Consider the following 17,597-nt stretch of genomic DNA (forward strand, 5'->3'; position numbering starts at 1 on the left):
ACTACGTCAATTTCAGCGTTAGACGGGGAACAAAGGTGGCTCATCCATCAGCGCCACCTGCTCGCGCAATTCGAGGATGCGGTCCTGCCAGTAACGCTGGGTATTAAACCAGGGAAATGCCGCGGGGAATGCCGGATCGTCCCAGCGCATCGCCAGCCACGCCGAATAGTGGATCAGCCGCAAGGTGCGCAGCGCCTCGACGAGATACAGCTGGCGCGGATCGAAGTCGCAGAAGTCCTCGTAGCCGGCCAGCACGTCGGCCAGCTGGCCCACCATCTCGTGGCGCTCGCCCGACAGCAGCATCCACAGGTCCTGCACGGCCGGACCCATGCGGCTGTCGTCGAAGTCGACGAAGTGCGGACCGTCGCCCGTCCACAGCACGTTGCCCGCGTGGCAGTCGCCGTGCAGGCGCAGCAGCGACAAGTCGCCGGCGCGGTCGTAGCAGCGCGCGACGCCGTCCAGGGCCTGGTCCAGCACGCTCGTGTAGGCCGTCAGCAATTCCGGCGGGATGAAGCCGTGGCCGATCAGCCAGGCGCGCGGCTCCCTGCCGAAGGTGTCCAGGTCGAGCCGGGGGCGCTGCGCGAACGGCTTCACGGCGCCCACCGCGTGGATGCGGCCGATGAAGCGGCCGATCCATTCCAGCGTGGACGGGTCGGACAGCTCGGGCGCGCGGCCGCCGCGGCTGGGAAACACGGCGAAGCGGAAGCCGCCGTGCTCGTGCAGGGAACGGCCCTCGAGGACGTCTGCCGGCACCACGGGCACTTCCTGGTCGGCCAGCTCCTGCACGAACGCATGCTCTTCGAGGATGGCGGCGTCGCTCCAGCGGCCGGGCCGGTAGAACTTGACGACGACGGGCGGGCCTTCTTCGCGGCCGACGCGGTACACGCGGTTTTCGTAGCTGTTCAGCGCAAGCAGGCGGCCGTCGCCACGCAGGCCGACGCTGTCGACGGCGTCCAGCACCATCGCGGGATCGAGGCGGGAAAAGGGGTGGTTATCCATTCCGCCATTGTAAGGTTTTCGCCGGTGAGGGGGCGGAAGCGTTACACTGACGCCTTCAACGCAAGGAAATCGCAACAATGCAACTCGACCAGCCCCTCTCCGAAAAAGAATTCGACGACCTCGACAACTTCCTCCTGTCCGATCGCTGCTCCGACGACGCGATGACGATGGACACGCTGCACGGCTACCTGACCGCCATCGCGATCGGTCTGGAAACCATCATGCCGGCCGAATGGCTGCCGCGCGTGTGGGGCGAGGAAGGCGCCGTGCCCAAGTGGAAGAACCCGAAGGAAGAAGAACGCATCGTCAACCTGATCATGCGCTTCATGAACGAGGTGCTCGTCACCTTCGAGGTCGCGCCGAAGGAATTCGAGCCGCTGTACGTCGAGCACGACATCAATGGCGAGACGCTGATCGACGCCGAGGCGTGGTGCTGGGGTTTCTGGGAAGGCATGGAACTGCATCCCGGCTCATGGGCAGAGATCTGGGATTCGGAAGCGGCCCCGCTGATGCGCCCGATCTACCTGCTGGGCGCCGACGAAATCGAGGAAAGCGAGCTGGCGGAAGTCGAGGACCCGAAGAAGGCGCACAAGCTGGCGCTGGAGATCGAGGCCAACCTGCCCGGCATCCACCGCTTCTGGCTGCCGCGCCGCAAGGCCGCCGTCGAGACGGTGCGCCGCGAGGAGCCTAAAGTGGGCCGCAACGACGATTGCCCGTGCGGTAGCGGCAAGAAATACAAGAAGTGCTGCGGGGCCAATCAGGACTGATCAACCCGAAACGTCATCCCCGCGAAAGCGGGGAGCCATGCTGAGCCGATCACAGACGCTCAGTATGGGTTCCCGCTTTCGCGGGAACGACGGCACTAATTAGGCCGCTTCAGCCAGGCGGCTTTCGAACAGCGCCGCCAGCAGATCCGACTGACTGACGACACCCAGGAACACCGCCCGCTCGTCCACCACCGGAATGTGGTGCAACCCGCCATTGCTCATCAGCGGCACGAGCGTGGCGATCGGTTCGTTCCTGTCGACGACGGCAACCTTCGTCGACATCAGCTCCCCCACCGTCGCCGCCCGCTCCGGCCGTACGCCCAGCACGTGGGCGAACAGGCCGCGCAGGCGTTCGCCTACCGTCTGGTAATCGTCCAGGCCCGCATGGTGCAGGAAATCGCCCTGCCCGATGATGCCGGCCACGCGGTGCGACGCATCGAGCACCGGCAGCGCGTGCAGGTTGTGGTGGCGCAGCAGGCGCCAGGCTTCGTCCAGGGGCATGTTCGGCGTGGCCGTCACGACATCCTTCGACATGATCGCGCCGCAGTTCACGGTGCCGAAGCGGCGCGCGTAGGCGCGTTGTTCCGTCTGCAGCAGGATGTCTTCCAGGTCGTCGCGGCTGACGTCCAGCACCTGGCCGTAGCGGGCCAGCACGGCATCGAGGTCCTCGGCCGTGAAGCCCAGGCGCGCCATCGGCGCCGGGTCGCGCGTCGCGTGCGCCGCCTGCTGGGCCGTGCGCAGCGCGGATTTCTGGTTGTGCGGATAGCGCCGGCCCGTCAGGTTGTTGAAGACGAGCGCCGCGAGCACGATCAGCGTCGAATTCAGGCACACGGGCAGGAACGCGAACCCGAAGCCGGCCGCATGGATGGCCGGGCCGCCGAGGACGGCCGTCAGCGCCACCGCGCCGCTGGGCGGATGCAGGCAGCGCAACAGGAACATTACGAAGATCGCACAGGCGCCCGCCAGCGGGGCGGCCAGGGCCGGGTTGGCGACGGTCTTGGCGCAGATGATGCCGATCAGCGCGGAAATCGTATTTCCCCCGATGACCGACCAGGGCTGGGCCAGCGGGCTGGCGGGCACGCAGAACAACAGCACGGCCGATGCGCCCATCGGGGCGACCAGGGCCAGCGGACCGATGTCGGAACCCTTCGTCAGCATGTCGCTGAGGATCGCCGTCACGAACAGCCCCACGAGAGCCCCTGCCACCGCACGCATGCGTTCCCCGCGCGGCACCGTATTCGGTTGCGGTACGAACGAGCGCAACCATTCCAAACTGTGTTCCAGCATAGTCCTGTCGATTGTGAAAGAACGGCAACGCCAGGGCGTCGCACGCTTTTGCTAAAAAAATGTATCACGTTATGATATATTATTTGGTTCCCAAAGCCAACGCCCACACCGAAACAAGCCAGTGAAAGACGAATCTCCCCGCTGTCCAAGCCGGATTTCGCCGCATTGTCGGAATTCCGCTACCAGATGCGGCGCTACGAGCGCTTCTCCGAAAACGCCGTGCAGGCCGAGGGCATCACGCCGCTGCAATACCTGCTCCTGCTCCACATCAAGGGTTTTCCCGGACGCGAATGGGCCACCGTCGGCGAACTGGCCGAGCGCCTGCAGGCCAAGCAGCATGGTGTCGTCGCGCTCGTCACGCGCTGCGAGGCGGGCGAACTGGTGGTACGCCGCACGAATGCCGAGGACCGGCGCCGGGTGGAAGTGCACCTGCTGCCGAAGGGCGAGGCGCTGTTGACGCGGCTGGCCGCCGTCCACCGCGCCGAGCTGCGCGCCCTGCAAGGCGTCTTTACGGTTCCTAATCTTGCATAACAAAATGAAAACTGCCACGCACCCGTCCACACCGCGGCGCGATTTTTCAGGCGATGTCCGCCTGCTGCGCATCGCCGCCCTCGCCGCCTTCATCGGCGCACTCAGCACGGTCGCCGCGCGCGTCCTGCTGACGATGATCCGGTTCTTCACGGACCTGTTCTTTTACGGAAAATTCTCGTTCGCGGAGCTGTCCCCGGCCGACAATACCCTGGGTCCGTGGGTCATCGGCATCCCCGTGATCGGGGGCCTGATCATCGGCCTGATCGCCCGCTACGGCACCGAGGCGATCCGCGGCCACGGCATTCCCGAAGCCATCGAGGCGATCCTGTTCAAGCGCAGCGCGATGTCGCCGAAGGTGGCCGTGCTGAAGCCGCTGTCGTCCGGCATCGCCATCGGCAGCGGCGGTCCGTTCGGCGCGGAAGGCCCGATCATCATGACGGGCGGCGCGATCGGCTCGCTGATCGCCCAGCACTTCCACTTGACGGGCGGCGAGCGTAAATCGCTGCTCGTGGCGGGCGCCGTGTCGGGCATGACGGCCGTGTTCGGCACGCCGGTGGCGGCCGTGCTGATGGCCGTCGAGCTGCTGCTGTTCGAACTGCGTCCGCGCAGCCTGCTGCCGGTGGCGACCGCCTGCGCCGTGGCCGGCTTCCTGCGCCCGCTGGCCATCGGCGCCGGCGCGCTGTTCCCGGTGGAGACGGCGCCCGTCGCGCCGATCGCCCTCCTCTCCTGCCTGGTGGCCGGCATCGCGTGCGGCGCGCTCGCATGGCTGATGTCGACGGCGCTGTACCGCGTCGAGGACGGCTTCCACCGCCTGACTATCCACTGGATGTGGTGGCCGGCGCTGGGCGGCCTCGCAGTCGGCATCGGCGGCTATGTCGAGCCGCGCGCGTTGGGTGTCGGGTATGACGTCATCGGCGATCTGCTGCACAACCACATGGTCGTCAGCGCCATCCTCGGCCTGCTCGCGGTGAAACTCGTGATCTGGCTGATCGCGCTCGGCTCCGGCACGTCCGGCGGCGTGCTGGCCCCGCTGCTGATGCTCGGCGCGGGCCTCGGCGCGCTGCTGGGACCGTACCTGCCCGGTGCCGATCCCGCGCTGTGGCCGCTCGTGTTCATGGCCGCCACGCTGGGCGGCATGATGCGCGCGCCGGTGATGGCCGTCGTGTTCGCATTCGAACTGACGCACGACGCCAACGCCCTGCTGCCCCTGCTGGCCGCCGCGGCCGGCGCGTACGGCTTCACGGTGCTGACGATGGGCCGTTCGATCCTGACGGAAAAGATCGCGCGCCGCGGCCACCACATCTACCGCGAATACGGCATCGATCCGCTCGAGCGCCACAGCGTGGCCGAAGTCATGAGCACGGAAGTGCATCACATCGACGCGAACGCCACCATCGGCGACGTGCTGGCCACGCATTTCGGCCCGGCCCAGAAGCACCGCGGCTTTCCGGTCACGCGCGACGGGCTCGTCGTCGGCATGGTCGAGCGCGACACCTTGAACGGCCACCCGCCGACGATGCCCGTCGGCGACCTGTTCGGCGCCAATCCGCCGCTCGTCGCGCTGCCCGGCGAAACGTGCCGCGCCGTCGCCACGCGCCTGGCCGTGCACGGCATCGAGCGGCTGCCGGTCGTCGCGCAGACGGGGCATGCGCAACTGCTGGGCGTCGTCAGCCGCAGCGACCTGATCAAGGCGACCGCCACCCTCCACGACGAGGAACACGAACGCCGCACGTTGCGCACCTTGCCCCTGGTGCGCCGTCCTTGAGGTAGGGCAACCAGGGTCCAGCGAGTTGCTGAACAATCATGTACGATAAGCAACCCGCGTTCGCGCGTTGTGTCATTCATCGAGGATAACAACATGATTAATAAAGCACTCAAGCACACCCTGCTCGCCGCCGCCCTCGCCGCAGCAACCGTTGGCGCCCAGGCCGCCGCACCGATGGTCAAGACCCCGGCCCCCGGTTTCTTCCGCGTGATGCTCGGCGACGTCGAAATCACGCCGATCAGCGACGGCACTTTCGACCTGCCGATGGACCAGTTCATGCACCAGAAGCCGGAACTGACGCGCACCGCCGTCACGAAGAACTTCCTGAAGCTGCCGGTCGAAACGTCCGACAACGCCTTCCTGATCAACACCGGCGGCAAGCTGGTGCTGGTCGACACGGGCGCCGGCGCGCTGTTCGGCCCGACCGTCGGCAAGTTCGTCAACAACCTGAAGGCGGCCGGTTACCAGCCGGAACAGATCGACGAGATCTACATCACCCACATGCACGGCGACCACGTGGGCGGCCTCGTCAACAATGGCCAGCGCGTGTTCCCGAACGCCGTCGTGCGCGCGGGCAAGGCCGATGCCGACTACTGGCTGAGCCAGGCGAACATGGACAAGGCCCCGGCCGACAAGAAGGACTTCTTCAAGGGCGCGATGGCGTCGATCAATCCGTACATCCAGGCCGGCAAGTTCAAGCCCATCGAGAAGGATGGCGAACTGGTCCCGGGCGTCTCCGCCCAGGCCGAGCACGGCCATACGCCGGGCCACACCGTGTACGCGGTGGAAAGCCGTGGCCAGAAGCTCGTGCTGATCGGCGACCTGATCCACCTGGCGGCCGTCCAGTTCGACAATCCGCAGGTGACGATCGCGTTCGACAGCGACGAGAAGGCGGCGTATGCGGCGCGCAAGAAAGTGTTCGACGACGCGGCGAAGAACGGCTGGCTCGTGGGCGGCGCGCACCTGCAGTTCCCGGGCCTGGGTCACCTCGTGACGCAGGGTAAAGGGTATCGCTGGGTGCCCGTCAACTACACCCAGATGCGCTGAACGTAGTCAGGCGCGTTCCGCCTCGATCCCCGCCAGCAGCGCGGCCAGCTCGTCCATGTCGACGGGCTTCACGAGGTGGTGGTCGAACCCCGCCTCGAACACCGCGCGGCGGTCCTGTTCCTGGCCGTACCCCGTGACGGCCACCAGCACGATGGCCCCCGTCTGCGCGTCCGCGCGCAGGCGCCGGGCCAGTTCGTTGCCATCCATCTCCGGCAAACCGATATCCAGCAGCGCCACGTCCGGCCGCTGGCGGCGCGCCCGCTCCAGCGCGCGGTGCGAATCGTGTTCGACCTCCACCAGGTAGCCGCACGCTTCCAGCAGCATGCCCAGGGTGGCCGCCGCGTCGACGTTGTCGTCGACCACGAGCACGCGCAGCGGTCGCCGCGCGCCGGCGGCCGTGCCGGGCACGCCGGTGCCCGAAGCGGCCGGCGCCACGGGCGACGCGCCTTCCATCAGCGGCAACGCCACCTCGAAGGTACTGCCCTGCCCCAGCCCGGGGCTCGTGCACGCGACGGTCCCGCCATGCAGTTCGACGAGGTTCTTGACGAGCGCAAGCCCAAGCCCCAGCCCGCCCTGGGCGCGGTCGACCGAACGCTCGCCCTGCGTAAACAGGTCGAACACGTGCCCCGTCAGTTCCGGTTCCATGCCGATGCCCTCGTCGCGCACCGTCAGCAGCAGGCGGCCGCGCGCGTCGTCGACCGTGGCGGCGACGTCGATGCGGCGGTCTTCCGGCGTGTATTTGGCCGCGTTGTTGAGCAGGTTGGCGAGCACCTGCACGAGGCGTGCCTTGTCGCCCAGCACCAGTGCATCGGGGTCGGCGATGGCGACGGCGAGATGCTGCCGGCGTGCCTCGAACATGGGGCGTACCTGCTCGATCGCGTCGTCGACGATGGTGCGGGCCGCCACGGGCGCGCGCGCGAGCGTCACGAGGCCGCGCGTGACGCGCGAGACGTCGAGCAGGTCGTCCACGAGGCTCGTCATGTGACGCACCTGGCGGCCGATGATGGCGCTGCTCTGGCGCACCCGCGCTTCATCCAGGCGGCCGATACGCAGCAGGTCGGCGGCGGCGCTGATCGGCGCCAGCGGATTGCGCAGTTCGTGCGCCAGCATCGCGAGGAATTCGTCCTTGCGCCGGTCGGCGGCACGCAGCTTGTCTTCGGCAGCCCTTCGCTCCGTGATGTCGCGGAAGAACGAGACGATGCCGCCGTCGGCCGTCGGGTACGCACGCACCTCGCACCAGATCTCGACGCCGTCCGGCATGCGCTGGCGGTACTCCGCGGTGCCCGCCACGCGGTCGCGCATCACGCGGCGGTACATGCGCCCCGCCTCGCTGTCGATCGCTTCCGGCCACACGTCCCAATGGTTGCGGCCGAAGATGTCGGCGGGATCCATGTGCGCGATGCGCAGGCCGGCGGGATTCATCTGCAGGACTGTCCAGTCGCGGTCGAGCAGCATGAAGCCTTCCGCGATCGTGTCGAGGATCGAGCGGCTGCGGTCGCGTTCCTCGCGCAGGGTGCCCTGCACGCGCGCCAGGTCGACGGCGGCCCGGATGCGCTCGGCCGTGCCGCGCGCCAGCGCCACTTCGGCGGCGGTCCACGGATGCGGCCGGTCCAGGCCGAGGATCAGGAACGCCTGCAGGCGTCCGCTTCTGCGCAACGGGACGGCGAGGCAGGCCTCGGCGTCCAGCGCCAGGTACGTGCCCTGAAGGGCGGCCGCGCGCGGGTCGGTGCGCACGTCGGCCAGCTGCACGATCTCGCCGGCGCGTCCCGCCTGCGCCAGGCCGGGGCCGAAGGCATCCATGGAAAACGTGTGGCCGGCCACGCTGGCGAGCCCGGGCCGGTTCCAGTCGCGCGCCACGGCCAGCGTATCGAGATCGTCGTCGACTTCGCCGTACAGCACCCGCGCCATGCCCAGTTCCAGGCCCAGCAGGGTGCAGCCGGTGCGGATCGCCTCGTCGGCGGACGCCAGCGGGCGCAGCGCGTCCGCCACCGTCAGTTCGAACGCGGCGCGGCGCTCGGCCTGCACGCGGGTCGTCGTCTCGATGACGGTGCAATACATCCCGGCCACGCGGCCGTGGCCGTCGTGCAGGGGCGAATACGAGAACGTGAACCAGGTCTGCTCGCGAAAGCCGTGGCGCTCCATCGTGAGCGGCAGGTCTTCGAAATACGCGGATTTATTGGACAGCGCGCGGTCGACGATGGGCACCAGGTCGGGCCAGATCTCGGCCCAGACGTGCTGGAACGGCGCGTCGAACGCGGCGGGATGCTTGGCGCCGAGAATCGTGGCGTAAGCGTCGTTGTACAGGAAGCGCAGGTCCGGCCCCCATGCGACGAACATCGGGAACGCGGAGCTGACGGTCATCGACACGGCCGTGGCCAGTTCGGGCGGCCAGTCTTCCGGCGGCCCGAGCGGCGACGCGCTCCAGTCGTGCGTCTGCAGGAGACGCCGGACGTCGCTGTCTCCGCCGAGGCCGGCGGTGGTACGCAGAATGTCAGCCATGCCCCGATTCTCGCATACCCGGCGGCGGGGCCCATGCACGATTGCAACTTCGTGTCCGGGTCCGCCCGAGCCGATTTACAGTTTGATGAAATGCTCGCGGTAGTAGCGCAGCTCTTCGATCGACTCGATGATGTCGGCCAGCGCCGTGTGCTTCTGCGCCTTCTTGAAACCGGACGCCAGTTCCGGCTTCCAGCGGCGGCACAGTTCCTTCAGGGTCGACACGTCCAGGTTGCGGTAGTGGAAGAACGCTTCCAGCTTCGGCATGCCGCGCGCCATGAAGCGGCGGTCCTGGCAGATCGAGTTGCCGCACATCGGCGATTTGTTCGCCGGCACCCACTGCCTCAGGAAGGCGATCAGCTGCTCCTCGGCCTGGGCTTCGTCGATGGTCGACGCCTTGACGCGGTCGATCAGTCCCGATTTTCCGTGCGTGCCCTTGTTCCAGTTGTCCATCTTGTCCAGCGTCGCGTCGCTCTGGTGGACGGCGATCACGGGGCCTTCGGCCAGCACGTTCAGGTTGGCGTCCGTGACGACAGCGGCTACCTCGATGATGCGGTCGTTGTCCGGATCCAGGCCGGTCATCTCCATGTCGATCCAGACCAGGTTGAATTCGTTCGGACGCGGGGTGGATACTTCGGTGGGGTTGGCTTGTGACATAATTCTCTCTTCGCTGTTAAAGCTTTAATCAGTCGGGGTCAGAGCACAACCGTGAAATTCGTGCTCTGACCCCGAAAAACAGGATTTTCTCACAGGCACAGAATGCTTTCATCCGCGTTTTCGGTTTTGTTCGTCGTCTTTCTCCTGCTCACGCTCGGCCTGAGGTACTGGCTGGCGCGCCGCCACATCCGCCACGTGCTGGCGCACCGGGCGCAGGTGCCGGCCGAATTCGCCGCCAGGATTCCCCTGTCCGCCCACCAGAAGGCTGCCGACTACACGGTCGCCAAGACCCGCTTCGGCCTGTGGGGCGCGCTGTGGAACACGCTCGTGCTGACCGGTTTTACCTTGCTGGGCGGCCTGCAGGCGCTGTCGACGGCGCTGCTGCACGCGACCGGTCCCGGTATGGTGCACCAGATCCTGCTGATCGTCGCGTTCGCCATCGTCTCCGGCGCGCTCGACCTGCCGTTCTCGTACTACCGCCAGTTCGTGCTGGAAGAACGCTTCGGCTTCAACAAGATGACGGTCGGGCTGTGGATCGCCGACGCCGTCAAGGGCGGACTCGTCGGCGCCGTCATCGGCCTGCCGCTGCTGTGGGTCGTCCTCACCCTGATGGACAAGACGGGCGCCCTGTGGTGGCTGTACGCCTGGCTCGTGTGGAGCGGCTTCCAGCTGCTGATGATGGTGCTGTACCCGACCGTCATCGCGCCGCTGTTCAACAAGTTCACGCCGCTCACGGACGACAAGCTGAAGGACCGCATCGAAGGCCTCATGACGCGCGTCGGCTTTGCGGCCAAGGGCCTGTTCGTCATGGACGGCAGCAAGCGCTCCGCGCACGGCAACGCCTATTTTTCCGGCTTCGGTTCGAACAAGCGCATCGTGTTCTTCGACACGCTGCTGTCGCGCCTGGCCCCGGAAGAGATCGAGGCGGTGCTGGCGCACGAGCTGGGCCACTTCAAGCTGAAGCACATCATCAAGCGCATCGGCGTGCTGTTCGTGCTGTCGCTCGCGTTCCTCGCCCTGCTCGGCTGGCTCAAGACGCAGGTGTGGTTTTACACGGGCCTGGGCGTGCTGCCGCTGCTGGGCCAGTCGAACGACGCCATGGCCCTGCTGCTGTTCTCGCTCGTGCTGCCGGTGTTCACGTTCCCGTTCTCGCCGCTGACGTCGATCACGTCGCGCAAGCATGAATTCGAGGCCGACGCGTTCGCCGCGAGCCACAGCGATGCGCGCGACCTCGTGTCGGCCCTCGTCAAGATGTACGAGGACAATGCCTCGACGCTGACGCCAGACCCGATCCACTCCGCGTTCTACGATTCGCACCCGCCGGCGTCGGTGCGCATCCGTCACCTGCACCTCACGGGGGCTGCATGAGCCTCGTCGACCGCCACTGTGTGCACGGCGCGCCCGCGCTGGACGATGCCGCTCTGCCGCCCCTGCTGGCCGAGATCCCCGACTGGCGTGTGAACGGCAATCGCATCGAGCGCGAATTCGTGTTCCGCGATTTTCACGAGACGATGGAATTCGTGAACGCCCTCGCCTTCATGATCCACCGCGAAGACCACCACCCCGATCTCACCGTCGGCTACCGGCGTTGCACCGCGGCGTGGACGACGCATTCGGCCGGCAACCGCCTGTCCGACAACGATTTTATTTGCGCGGCCAAAGCGGATGCGCTGTACGCGGGACGGGCTGGCGCATGAGCAAACAAGAATTCACAGGTACCATCGTCGCGGCACACGGCCGGCATTATTTGGCCGACGTCGACGGCGAATTCCTCCAGTGCGTCACGCGAGGAAAAAAAACCAACGTGGCGGTGGGCGACATCGTCCACCTGAAACGCACGTCGAACGACCAGGCCGTGATCGAGAAGATCGCCGAGCGCACCACGCTGCTGTACCGCTCCGACCAGTACAAGAGCAAGCTGCTGGCCGCGAACATCAGCCGGCTGTTCATCGTCATCGCGACGGAACCCAGCTTTGCCGACGACCTCGTGTCGCGCGCCCTCGTCGCCTGCGAGGCGGCCGGCGTCGACGCCCACCTCATCCTGAACAAGGTCGACCTCGAACCCAACCTCGCCCGCGCGCGCGAACGCGCGAGCCTGTACACGAACCTCGGCTACCCGCTGCACGAGGTGTCGGCGAAGACGCATCCCGAGGAAACCGTGGCGGCATTGACGCCGCTGCTGCAGGACCAGTCATCGATCCTGATCGGCCAGTCGGGCATGGGCAAGTCGTCGATCGTGAACCTGCTGGTGCCGGACGCGGACATCGCCGTGCGCGAAATCTCGGAAGCGCTGGACACCGGCAAGCACACGACGACCTTCACCCGCCTGTACAAATTGCCCGCCGGCGGCACCTTGATCGACTCGCCGGGCTTCCAGGAATTCGGCCTGTACCACCTGACGGAAGGGATGCTGGAACGCGCGTTCGTCGAGTTCAAGCCCTACCTCGGCGGCTGCAAGTACTACAACTGCCGCCACCTGGCGGAACCGCAGTGCGCGGTGCTGCAGGCGGTCGCGGACGGCAAGATCGCGAAGCTGCGCCACGAGCTGTACGCGCAGTTGCTGCACGAGTCCGCACAGACCTTGTACTGACAACTTTTCCGAACCTAATTTCCCGGAAAGCAAGCAAAAACGCTTATAATCCAAGAGATTATCGTATCTCAGGCACAAAAATGGCTGGCACGACTCCCACCAACATCAAGCATTTCCTGCAGTTCTCTGACTTCACCCGCGACGAGTTCGAGTACCTGATCGAGCGCGCGACCGTCATCAAACGCAAGTTCAAGAACTACGAGATCTACCACCCGCTAGTCGACCGCACGCTCGTGATGGTGTTCGAAAAGAATTCCACGCGCACGCGCCTGTCGTTCGAAGCGGGCATGCACCAGCTGGGCGGCGCCGCGATCTACCTGAACACGCGCGACAGCCAGCTGGGCCGCGGCGAGCCCGTCGAGGACGCAGGCCAGGTCATGTCGCGCATGTGCGACATCATCATGGTGCGCACGTTCGGCCAGGACATCATCGAGCGCTTCGCGGCGAACTCGCGCGTGCCGGTGATCAACGGTCTCACCAACGAACACCACCCGTGCCAGGTGCTGGCCGACATCTTCACGTACTACGAACACCGCGGCTCCATCGTCGGCAAGACGGTGGCGTGGATCGGCGACGCCAACAACATGCTGTATTCCTGGCTGCAGGCGGCGGAAGTGTTCGGCTTCCACCTGAACGTGTCGACGCCGAAGGGCTACGACATCGATCCGCAGCTGGTCTCCACGAAGAACTATACCTTCTTCGAGAGCCCGTCCGACGCCTGCGCCGGCGCGCACCTCGTCAACACGGACGTGTGGACGAGCATGGGCTACGAAAAGGAAAACGCCGAGCGCCTGAAGGCGTTCGACGGCTTCATCGTCGACGAAGCGAAGATGGCGCGCGCGAGCGGCGACGCGCTGTTCATGCACTGCCTGCCCGCGCACCGCGGCGAGGAAGTGTCGGCCGGCGTCATCGACGGTCCGCAATCCGTCGTCTGGGACGAGGCCGAGAACCGCCTGCACGTGCAGAAGGCGCTGATCGAATACCTGCTGCTGGGCCGCATCGAAGATACCAAATAATCCGCACTACTATGAGCCTGATCGTCGGCCCGCTGAGGGCCGGCTGACCATCATCCCCCTCCACATCTGACACCACTGGAATTCCCATGAGCGACATTAAAAAAGTAGTCCTCGCCTACTCGGGCGGCCTCGATACCTCCGTCATCCTGAAATGGCTGCAGGATAACTACAAGTGCGAAATCGTCACCTTCACCGCCGACCTGGGCCAGGGTGAAGAGCTGGAACCGGCACGCGCCAAGGCGCTGAAGTTCGGCATCAAGCCGGAAAACATCTACATCGACGACGTGCGCGAAGAATTCGTGCGCGACTTCGTGTTCCCGATGTTCCGCGCCAACACCGTCTATGAAGGCGAATACCTGCTGGGCACGTCGATCGCGCGTCCGCTGATCGCCAAGCGCCTGATCGAGATCGCCAACGAGACCGGCGCCGACGCCGTCTCGCACGGCGCGACCGGCAAGGGCAACGACCAGGTGCGCTTCGAGCTGGGCGCGTACGCGCTGAAGCCGGACGTCAAGATCATCGCCCCGTGGCGCGAGTGGGACCTGCTGTCGCGTGAAAAACTGCTGAAGTACGCGGAAGACGCCGGCATCGAGATCGACATGAAGCACAAGAACGGCGGCGCGCCGTACTCGATGGACGCCAACCTGCTGCACATCTCGTTCGAGGGCCGCCACCTGGAAAACCCGAGCGCGGAAGCCGAGGAATCGATGTGGCGCTGGACCGTGTCGCCGGAAGCGGCACCGGACGAGGCGGAATACCTGGACATCGAATTCCAGAACGGCGACATCGTGGCCCTGAACGGCAAGCAGCTGACCCCGGCCGCGGTGCTGACGGAACTGAACCGCCTGGGCGGCAAGCACGGCATCGGCCGCCTCGACCTGGTGGAAAACCGCTACGTCGGCATGAAGTCGCGCGGCTGCTACGAAACCCCGGGCGGCACGATCATGCTGAAGGCGCACCGCGCCATCGAATCGATCACCCTGGACCGCGAAGTGGCGCACCTGAAGGACGACCTGATGCCGCGCTACGCGTCGCTGATCTATAACGGCTACTGGTGGGCACCGGAACGCGTCGCACTGCAGACGCTGATCGACCACACGCAGAAGAGCGTGAACGGCTGGGTGCGCGTCAAGCTGTACAAGGGCAACGTCATCGTCGTTGCACGCGATTCGAAGACCGATTCGCTGTTCGACCAGACCATCGCCACGTTCGACGAAGACGGCGGCGCGTACAACCAGGCGGACGCGGGCGGCTTCATCAAGCTGAACGCGCTGCGCATGCGGATTGCGGCGAACGCGCGCAAGAAGCGCGGCCAGTAAGTTTTGAAGGTCACGTAAAAGCCGCCGGTCTGAAAGGACCGGCGGCTTTTTTCATTGACGCGCCCGCAAGACCGTCGCCCCTGCGAAGGCAGGGGCCCAAGTTTGCATGCGTTTCGACTGCGCGCAAAGATTGGGTCCCCGCCTTCGCGGGGACGACGGAGGGAATAAAAAAGCCGTCCCCCGCTTTCGCGAAAGGACGGCAAAGGGAGGCGCGCCGCCTGATCCCCGCCCCACCCCGCATTGCCCCCACGGCTGCGGCGTACGGCGGAAGCGGCTGACGCCGGCTCACAACTCAGAAATGGAAGTTGGCGCTCAAGCTTGCCCAGCGCGGCGCGCCTGGCGTGTAGCGGTAGCCGCTCTTGTTGATCGAGGCGACGTACTCCTTGTCGAACAGGTTGTAGACGTTCAGGCGCAGGTCCAGCCAGCGATTGACCTGGTAGTCCGCGACGGCATCCGCCACCCAGTAGCTGTCCGCGTACGCCGGCGTGCCGACGGCGCCGTCCGTGCCGCGCAGCAGCTTGCCCTGGTAGCGCACGCCGCCGCCGAGCGTCAGGCCGTGCGGCAGTTTATACGTCGTCCAGCTCGTGAACGCCTGCTTCGGCGTGTACGACAGCGCGTTCGCGCCGCTCGCCGTGACGATCTTGCCCGCCTCGATGCTCGTGTCCATGTACGTGTAGCCCGCGTTGATCGACCACGCGCGCGTGATCTCGCCCGTCACGGCCAGCTCGATGCCCTGCACGCGCTTGCGGCCGGTCTGGTAGTACTTCAGGTCGACGGGATCCTGCTCGACCTCGTTCTTCACGTCCGTGCGGTACAGCGCGGCATTCAGCCCGAGGCGGTGGTCGAAGACTTCCCACTTGGCGCCCACTTCCGTCGTGGTGCTGACCTGCGGATCGTAGATCGGGTTCGCCGCGCTGTTCGCATTGCCGGAGAGCGCCAGGTTCGAGCCCGGCGGATTCTTCGAATTGGCCCACAGCGCGTACACGCTGCTGTTCGCGGTCGGCTTGTACAGCGCCGACACCTTGCCGCTCACGAGGTTGTCCGACAGTTCGATATGCGTCGGCACGGGCGTGCCGACGGGGAGCGTCGGGGCCGACGTGGCGGTCGACAGCGCGATGGCGTCATAGGTCGTATCGAAGTGATCGAGACGCGCCGACGCATTGAAGATCCAGCGCTCGCCCAGCTTGATCGTATCGAGCAGGTAGCCGGACTGCGTCGCCGACTCGCCCCGCGTGCGGGCGCCGCTCGGCTGCAGGTTCAGGCCCGCGATCGGCAGCGCCGGGTCGGGGTGGTACAGGTTCGCCGGCGCAAGCAGGCCGCCGCCGACGTAGCTGCGGTTCGATTGCTTCTCGTTCGACAGGTCCAGGCCCGCGACGAGCGTGTGGCGCAAGGTGCCCGTGTCGAAATCGGTCGTCAGGGTCGTCTGGTTGGCGAGCACGGTGTTTTCCTGGTCCTTGATCGTGCGCGTCGTGCGGGCCAGCGACCACGTGGACGGGTCGGTGGCGCTCGGCGTCAGGATGTTGGCGGTGTTGCCCATGAAGGCGCTGAGCAGGTAGAACTGCCTGGTCTTGCCGTAGCGGCTCGTGTTCTTCAGGCGCATGCCATTGCGGAACTCGTGCTCGATGATGGCCGTCGCCATGTCGGCCGTCACCTTGTCGAAGTCGGACAGCGCGCCGTAGAACCCTTGCGGATCGACGGGCGCGGCGCCGGTGAGGAAAGGCCGCGTCGCATCCGGGCTCCGGTAGCCCGGCAGGCCGATGGTCGGCACGCCGCCGTCCGGGCGGTTGTCCTGTTTCACATGCAGGTAGTCCAGGTAGACATGGGTCGGGCCGTGCAGGCCGAACGCGAGCGACGGTGCGATGGCCCAGCGTTTGTCGCGCACCTCGTCGCGTGCCGGATTGCCGGCGCGCTGGTCCAGGACGTTGAGGCGGAACGCCATGCCGGATTCGCGGTCGATGACGCGGTTGATGTCGGCCGTGGCGCGCACGCGGTCGGCGCTGCCCACCGTGAGGCTGGCGTCGCCGAAGTTCTTCAGCGTCGGCTGCTTCGTGTTCAGGTTGATGGAACCGGTCGGCGCGCCGCGGCCCGTGTCGGTGCCAGCCGGGCCTTTCAGCACGTCGATCTGCTCGATGTTGAAGACGTCGCGCGAGATCGAGCCGATGTCGCGGATGCCGTCGACGAACAGGCTGCCGGACGTGTCGAAGCCGCGCATGTAGACGGCGTCGCCCGTGTTCGTGCTGCCGTTCTCGCCGAGGAAGAACGTGCCCACGCCGGGCGTATTGCGCAGCGCTTCCGTCAGGGTCGTCGCGCCCTGCTGCTCGAACAGCTCCTTCTTGATGACGATGAGGGTCTGCGGCGTGTCCACCAGCTTTTCCGTGTACTTGGCCGATTGCGCATGGTCGGCCTTGTAGTCGTTGTCGCGCGTGCCGTTGACGTGGACGCGATGCGGGCGGCCGGCGCCGGCGTACGCATCGGCATCGGGCGCCGCGTGGCCGGCGAGCGGCAACACGAGCAGGGCGAGCGCGGCCCCCGCGCGGCGCGGCATGGAAGGATGTTTACGGCTGGTGATCGTGGTTCTCATCGTGGTCGTTGAATGTTGTTTTTGAATGTTTGTCGGAACGCCATGAACTGTATCAAGTTTTAATGGATAAGTAAACGCGAATCATTCTCATTTGTGTTAACAATACGAATTCCTCTCTTTTCAGCCGCGCGCCGGCGCGCTACCATCGCGTCTTCGTTTGCCAACAGGATGGGCGCTTGAGCGCATGAGCGACACCAGCGAGAATCCCTGCCTGTCGTGCGGCGCCTGCTGCATGACCTACCGCGTCTCTTTTTATTGGGCCGACGCCGACGCGCGCGGCCTGCCGCCCGCGCTCACGGAGCAGGTCAACGCGCATTACTCGTGCATGGCCGGCACGAATGCGAAAGCGCCCAGGTGCGCCGCCCTGCGGGGCGAGCCCGGCGGCCAGTACGCGTGCAGCGTGTACGAGCAGCGGCCCGAACCCTGCCGCGAAGTCCAGATCGGCGACGCCAAGTGCCTGCAGGCACGTGCGCGCCACGCCCTGCCCGCCCTGTCCTGAACAGGGCCCGACCGTTGGCCCGATGCACCGAAAACGCTGTGCA

Annotated in this window: 15 protein-coding genes; 10 read left to right on the forward strand and 5 right to left on the reverse strand. The window is 66.2% G+C overall.

Annotated elements, in window-relative coordinates; all coding sequences use genetic code 11:
• Positions 1-18: 18 nt before the first annotated feature.
• Entirely contained in the window at positions 19-999 is a 981-nt protein-coding gene (locus P0M04_RS32640; RefSeq protein WP_259452033.1) for a serine/threonine protein kinase, read from the reverse strand.
• 77 nt (positions 1,000-1,076) lie between these two features.
• On the opposite strand from P0M04_RS32640, the gene P0M04_RS32645 reads away from it, so the two are divergent.
• Positions 1,077-1,766: a UPF0149 family protein gene (locus P0M04_RS32645; RefSeq protein WP_259452032.1), complete on the forward strand. Its 690-nt coding sequence runs from the start codon at positions 1,077-1,079 to the stop codon at positions 1,764-1,766.
• Between the two features lie 99 nt (positions 1,767-1,865).
• Here the strand turns inward: P0M04_RS32645 and P0M04_RS32650 are convergent, their stop codons facing one another.
• The gene (locus P0M04_RS32650; RefSeq protein WP_259452031.1) at positions 1,866-3,053 is read right to left on the reverse strand and encodes an HPP family protein; all 1,188 of its coding nucleotides are present in this window, start codon (positions 3,051-3,053) and stop codon (positions 1,866-1,868) included.
• A gap of 186 nt (positions 3,054-3,239) precedes the next feature.
• Between P0M04_RS32650 and P0M04_RS32655 the strand changes: the two genes are divergently transcribed.
• The 3 genes from P0M04_RS32655 to P0M04_RS32665 all read left to right on the forward strand — a co-directional run bounded on the left by P0M04_RS32655 (position 3,240) and on the right by P0M04_RS32665 (position 6,396).
• Complete coding sequence (locus P0M04_RS32655) at positions 3,240-3,584, forward strand: MarR family winged helix-turn-helix transcriptional regulator (RefSeq protein WP_259452136.1); 345 nt, start codon at positions 3,240-3,242, stop codon at positions 3,582-3,584.
• Between the two features lie 4 nt (positions 3,585-3,588).
• On the forward strand, positions 3,589-5,349 hold the full coding sequence (locus tag P0M04_RS32660; RefSeq protein ID WP_259452030.1) for a chloride channel protein: 1,761 nt from the start codon (positions 3,589-3,591) through the stop codon (positions 5,347-5,349).
• A gap of 93 nt (positions 5,350-5,442) precedes the next feature.
• Positions 5,443-6,396, forward strand: a complete 954-nt coding sequence (locus tag P0M04_RS32665; RefSeq protein ID WP_259452029.1) for an MBL fold metallo-hydrolase — start codon at positions 5,443-5,445, stop codon at positions 6,394-6,396.
• Between the two features lie 6 nt (positions 6,397-6,402).
• Here the strand turns inward: P0M04_RS32665 and P0M04_RS32670 are convergent, their stop codons facing one another.
• Together P0M04_RS32670 and orn are read right to left on the reverse strand one after the other, a co-directional pair.
• Positions 6,403-8,895, reverse strand: coding sequence for a hybrid sensor histidine kinase/response regulator (locus P0M04_RS32670; protein ID WP_259452028.1), 2,493 nt, complete (start codon positions 8,893-8,895; stop codon positions 6,403-6,405).
• Positions 8,896-8,970: 75 nt separating this feature from the next.
• Complete coding sequence (orn, locus tag P0M04_RS32675; RefSeq protein WP_259452027.1) at positions 8,971-9,549, reverse strand: oligoribonuclease; 579 nt, start codon at positions 9,547-9,549, stop codon at positions 8,971-8,973.
• 102 nt (positions 9,550-9,651) lie between these two features.
• Between orn and P0M04_RS32680 the strand changes: the two genes are divergently transcribed.
• From P0M04_RS32680 to P0M04_RS32700, 5 genes are all read left to right on the forward strand, one after another.
• Entirely contained in the window at positions 9,652-10,917 is a 1,266-nt protein-coding gene (locus P0M04_RS32680) for a M48 family metallopeptidase (RefSeq protein WP_259452026.1), read from the forward strand.
• The gene (locus tag P0M04_RS32685; RefSeq protein ID WP_259452025.1) at positions 10,914-11,246 is read left to right on the forward strand and encodes a 4a-hydroxytetrahydrobiopterin dehydratase; all 333 of its coding nucleotides are present in this window, start codon (positions 10,914-10,916) and stop codon (positions 11,244-11,246) included. Before P0M04_RS32680 ends, P0M04_RS32685 begins: the two co-directional genes overlap by 4 nt.
• The gene (rsgA, locus tag P0M04_RS32690; protein ID WP_259452024.1) at positions 11,243-12,139 is read left to right on the forward strand and encodes a ribosome small subunit-dependent GTPase A; all 897 of its coding nucleotides are present in this window, start codon (positions 11,243-11,245) and stop codon (positions 12,137-12,139) included. The genes P0M04_RS32685 and rsgA overlap by 4 nt, the downstream gene beginning before the upstream one ends.
• 80 nt (positions 12,140-12,219) lie before the next feature.
• Positions 12,220-13,155, forward strand: a complete 936-nt coding sequence (argF, locus tag P0M04_RS32695; RefSeq protein ID WP_259452023.1) for an ornithine carbamoyltransferase — start codon at positions 12,220-12,222, stop codon at positions 13,153-13,155.
• Positions 13,156-13,241: 86 nt separating this feature from the next.
• A complete protein-coding gene (locus tag P0M04_RS32700) occupies positions 13,242-14,474 on the forward strand; it encodes an argininosuccinate synthase (RefSeq protein WP_259452022.1) in 1,233 nt (410 codons plus the stop codon).
• Positions 14,475-14,766: 292 nt separating this feature from the next.
• On the opposite strand, the gene P0M04_RS32705 is transcribed toward P0M04_RS32700, so the two are convergent.
• The gene (locus tag P0M04_RS32705; RefSeq protein ID WP_259452021.1) at positions 14,767-17,055 is read right to left on the reverse strand and encodes a catecholate siderophore receptor Fiu; all 2,289 of its coding nucleotides are present in this window, start codon (positions 17,053-17,055) and stop codon (positions 14,767-14,769) included.
• 184 nt (positions 17,056-17,239) lie between these two features.
• Between P0M04_RS32705 and P0M04_RS32710 the strand changes: the two genes are divergently transcribed.
• Complete coding sequence (locus P0M04_RS32710) at positions 17,240-17,554, forward strand: YkgJ family cysteine cluster protein (RefSeq protein ID WP_259452020.1); 315 nt, start codon at positions 17,240-17,242, stop codon at positions 17,552-17,554.
• Positions 17,555-17,597: the final 43 nt, after the last annotated feature.

Origin of the sequence: Telluria mixta (assembly GCF_029223865.1) — a bacterium.
GTDB lineage: Bacteria > Pseudomonadota > Gammaproteobacteria > Burkholderiales > Burkholderiaceae_D > Telluria > Telluria mixta.

Coding starts and splice junctions, on each gene's coding strand:
- P0M04_RS32640 (WP_259452033.1), bottom strand. CDS start 999: ATGGATAACCACCCCTTTTCCCGCCTCGATCCCGCGATGGTGCTGGAC.
- P0M04_RS32645 (WP_259452032.1), top strand. CDS start 1,077: ATGCAACTCGACCAGCCCCTCTCCGAAAAAGAATTCGACGACCTCGAC.
- P0M04_RS32650 (WP_259452031.1), bottom strand. CDS start 3,053: ATGCTGGAACACAGTTTGGAATGGTTGCGCTCGTTCGTACCGCAACCG.
- P0M04_RS32655 (WP_259452136.1), top strand. CDS start 3,240: ATGCGGCGCTACGAGCGCTTCTCCGAAAACGCCGTGCAGGCCGAGGGC.
- P0M04_RS32660 (WP_259452030.1), top strand. CDS start 3,589: ATGAAAACTGCCACGCACCCGTCCACACCGCGGCGCGATTTTTCAGGC.
- P0M04_RS32665 (WP_259452029.1), top strand. CDS start 5,443: ATGATTAATAAAGCACTCAAGCACACCCTGCTCGCCGCCGCCCTCGCC.
- P0M04_RS32670 (WP_259452028.1), bottom strand. CDS start 8,895: ATGGCTGACATTCTGCGTACCACCGCCGGCCTCGGCGGAGACAGCGAC.
- orn (WP_259452027.1), bottom strand. CDS start 9,549: ATGTCACAAGCCAACCCCACCGAAGTATCCACCCCGCGTCCGAACGAA.
- P0M04_RS32680 (WP_259452026.1), top strand. CDS start 9,652: ATGCTTTCATCCGCGTTTTCGGTTTTGTTCGTCGTCTTTCTCCTGCTC.
- P0M04_RS32685 (WP_259452025.1), top strand. CDS start 10,914: ATGAGCCTCGTCGACCGCCACTGTGTGCACGGCGCGCCCGCGCTGGAC.
- rsgA (WP_259452024.1), top strand. CDS start 11,243: ATGAGCAAACAAGAATTCACAGGTACCATCGTCGCGGCACACGGCCGG.
- argF (WP_259452023.1), top strand. CDS start 12,220: ATGGCTGGCACGACTCCCACCAACATCAAGCATTTCCTGCAGTTCTCT.
- P0M04_RS32700 (WP_259452022.1), top strand. CDS start 13,242: ATGAGCGACATTAAAAAAGTAGTCCTCGCCTACTCGGGCGGCCTCGAT.
- P0M04_RS32705 (WP_259452021.1), bottom strand. CDS start 17,055: ATGAGAACCACGATCACCAGCCGTAAACATCCTTCCATGCCGCGCCGC.
- P0M04_RS32710 (WP_259452020.1), top strand. CDS start 17,240: ATGAGCGACACCAGCGAGAATCCCTGCCTGTCGTGCGGCGCCTGCTGC.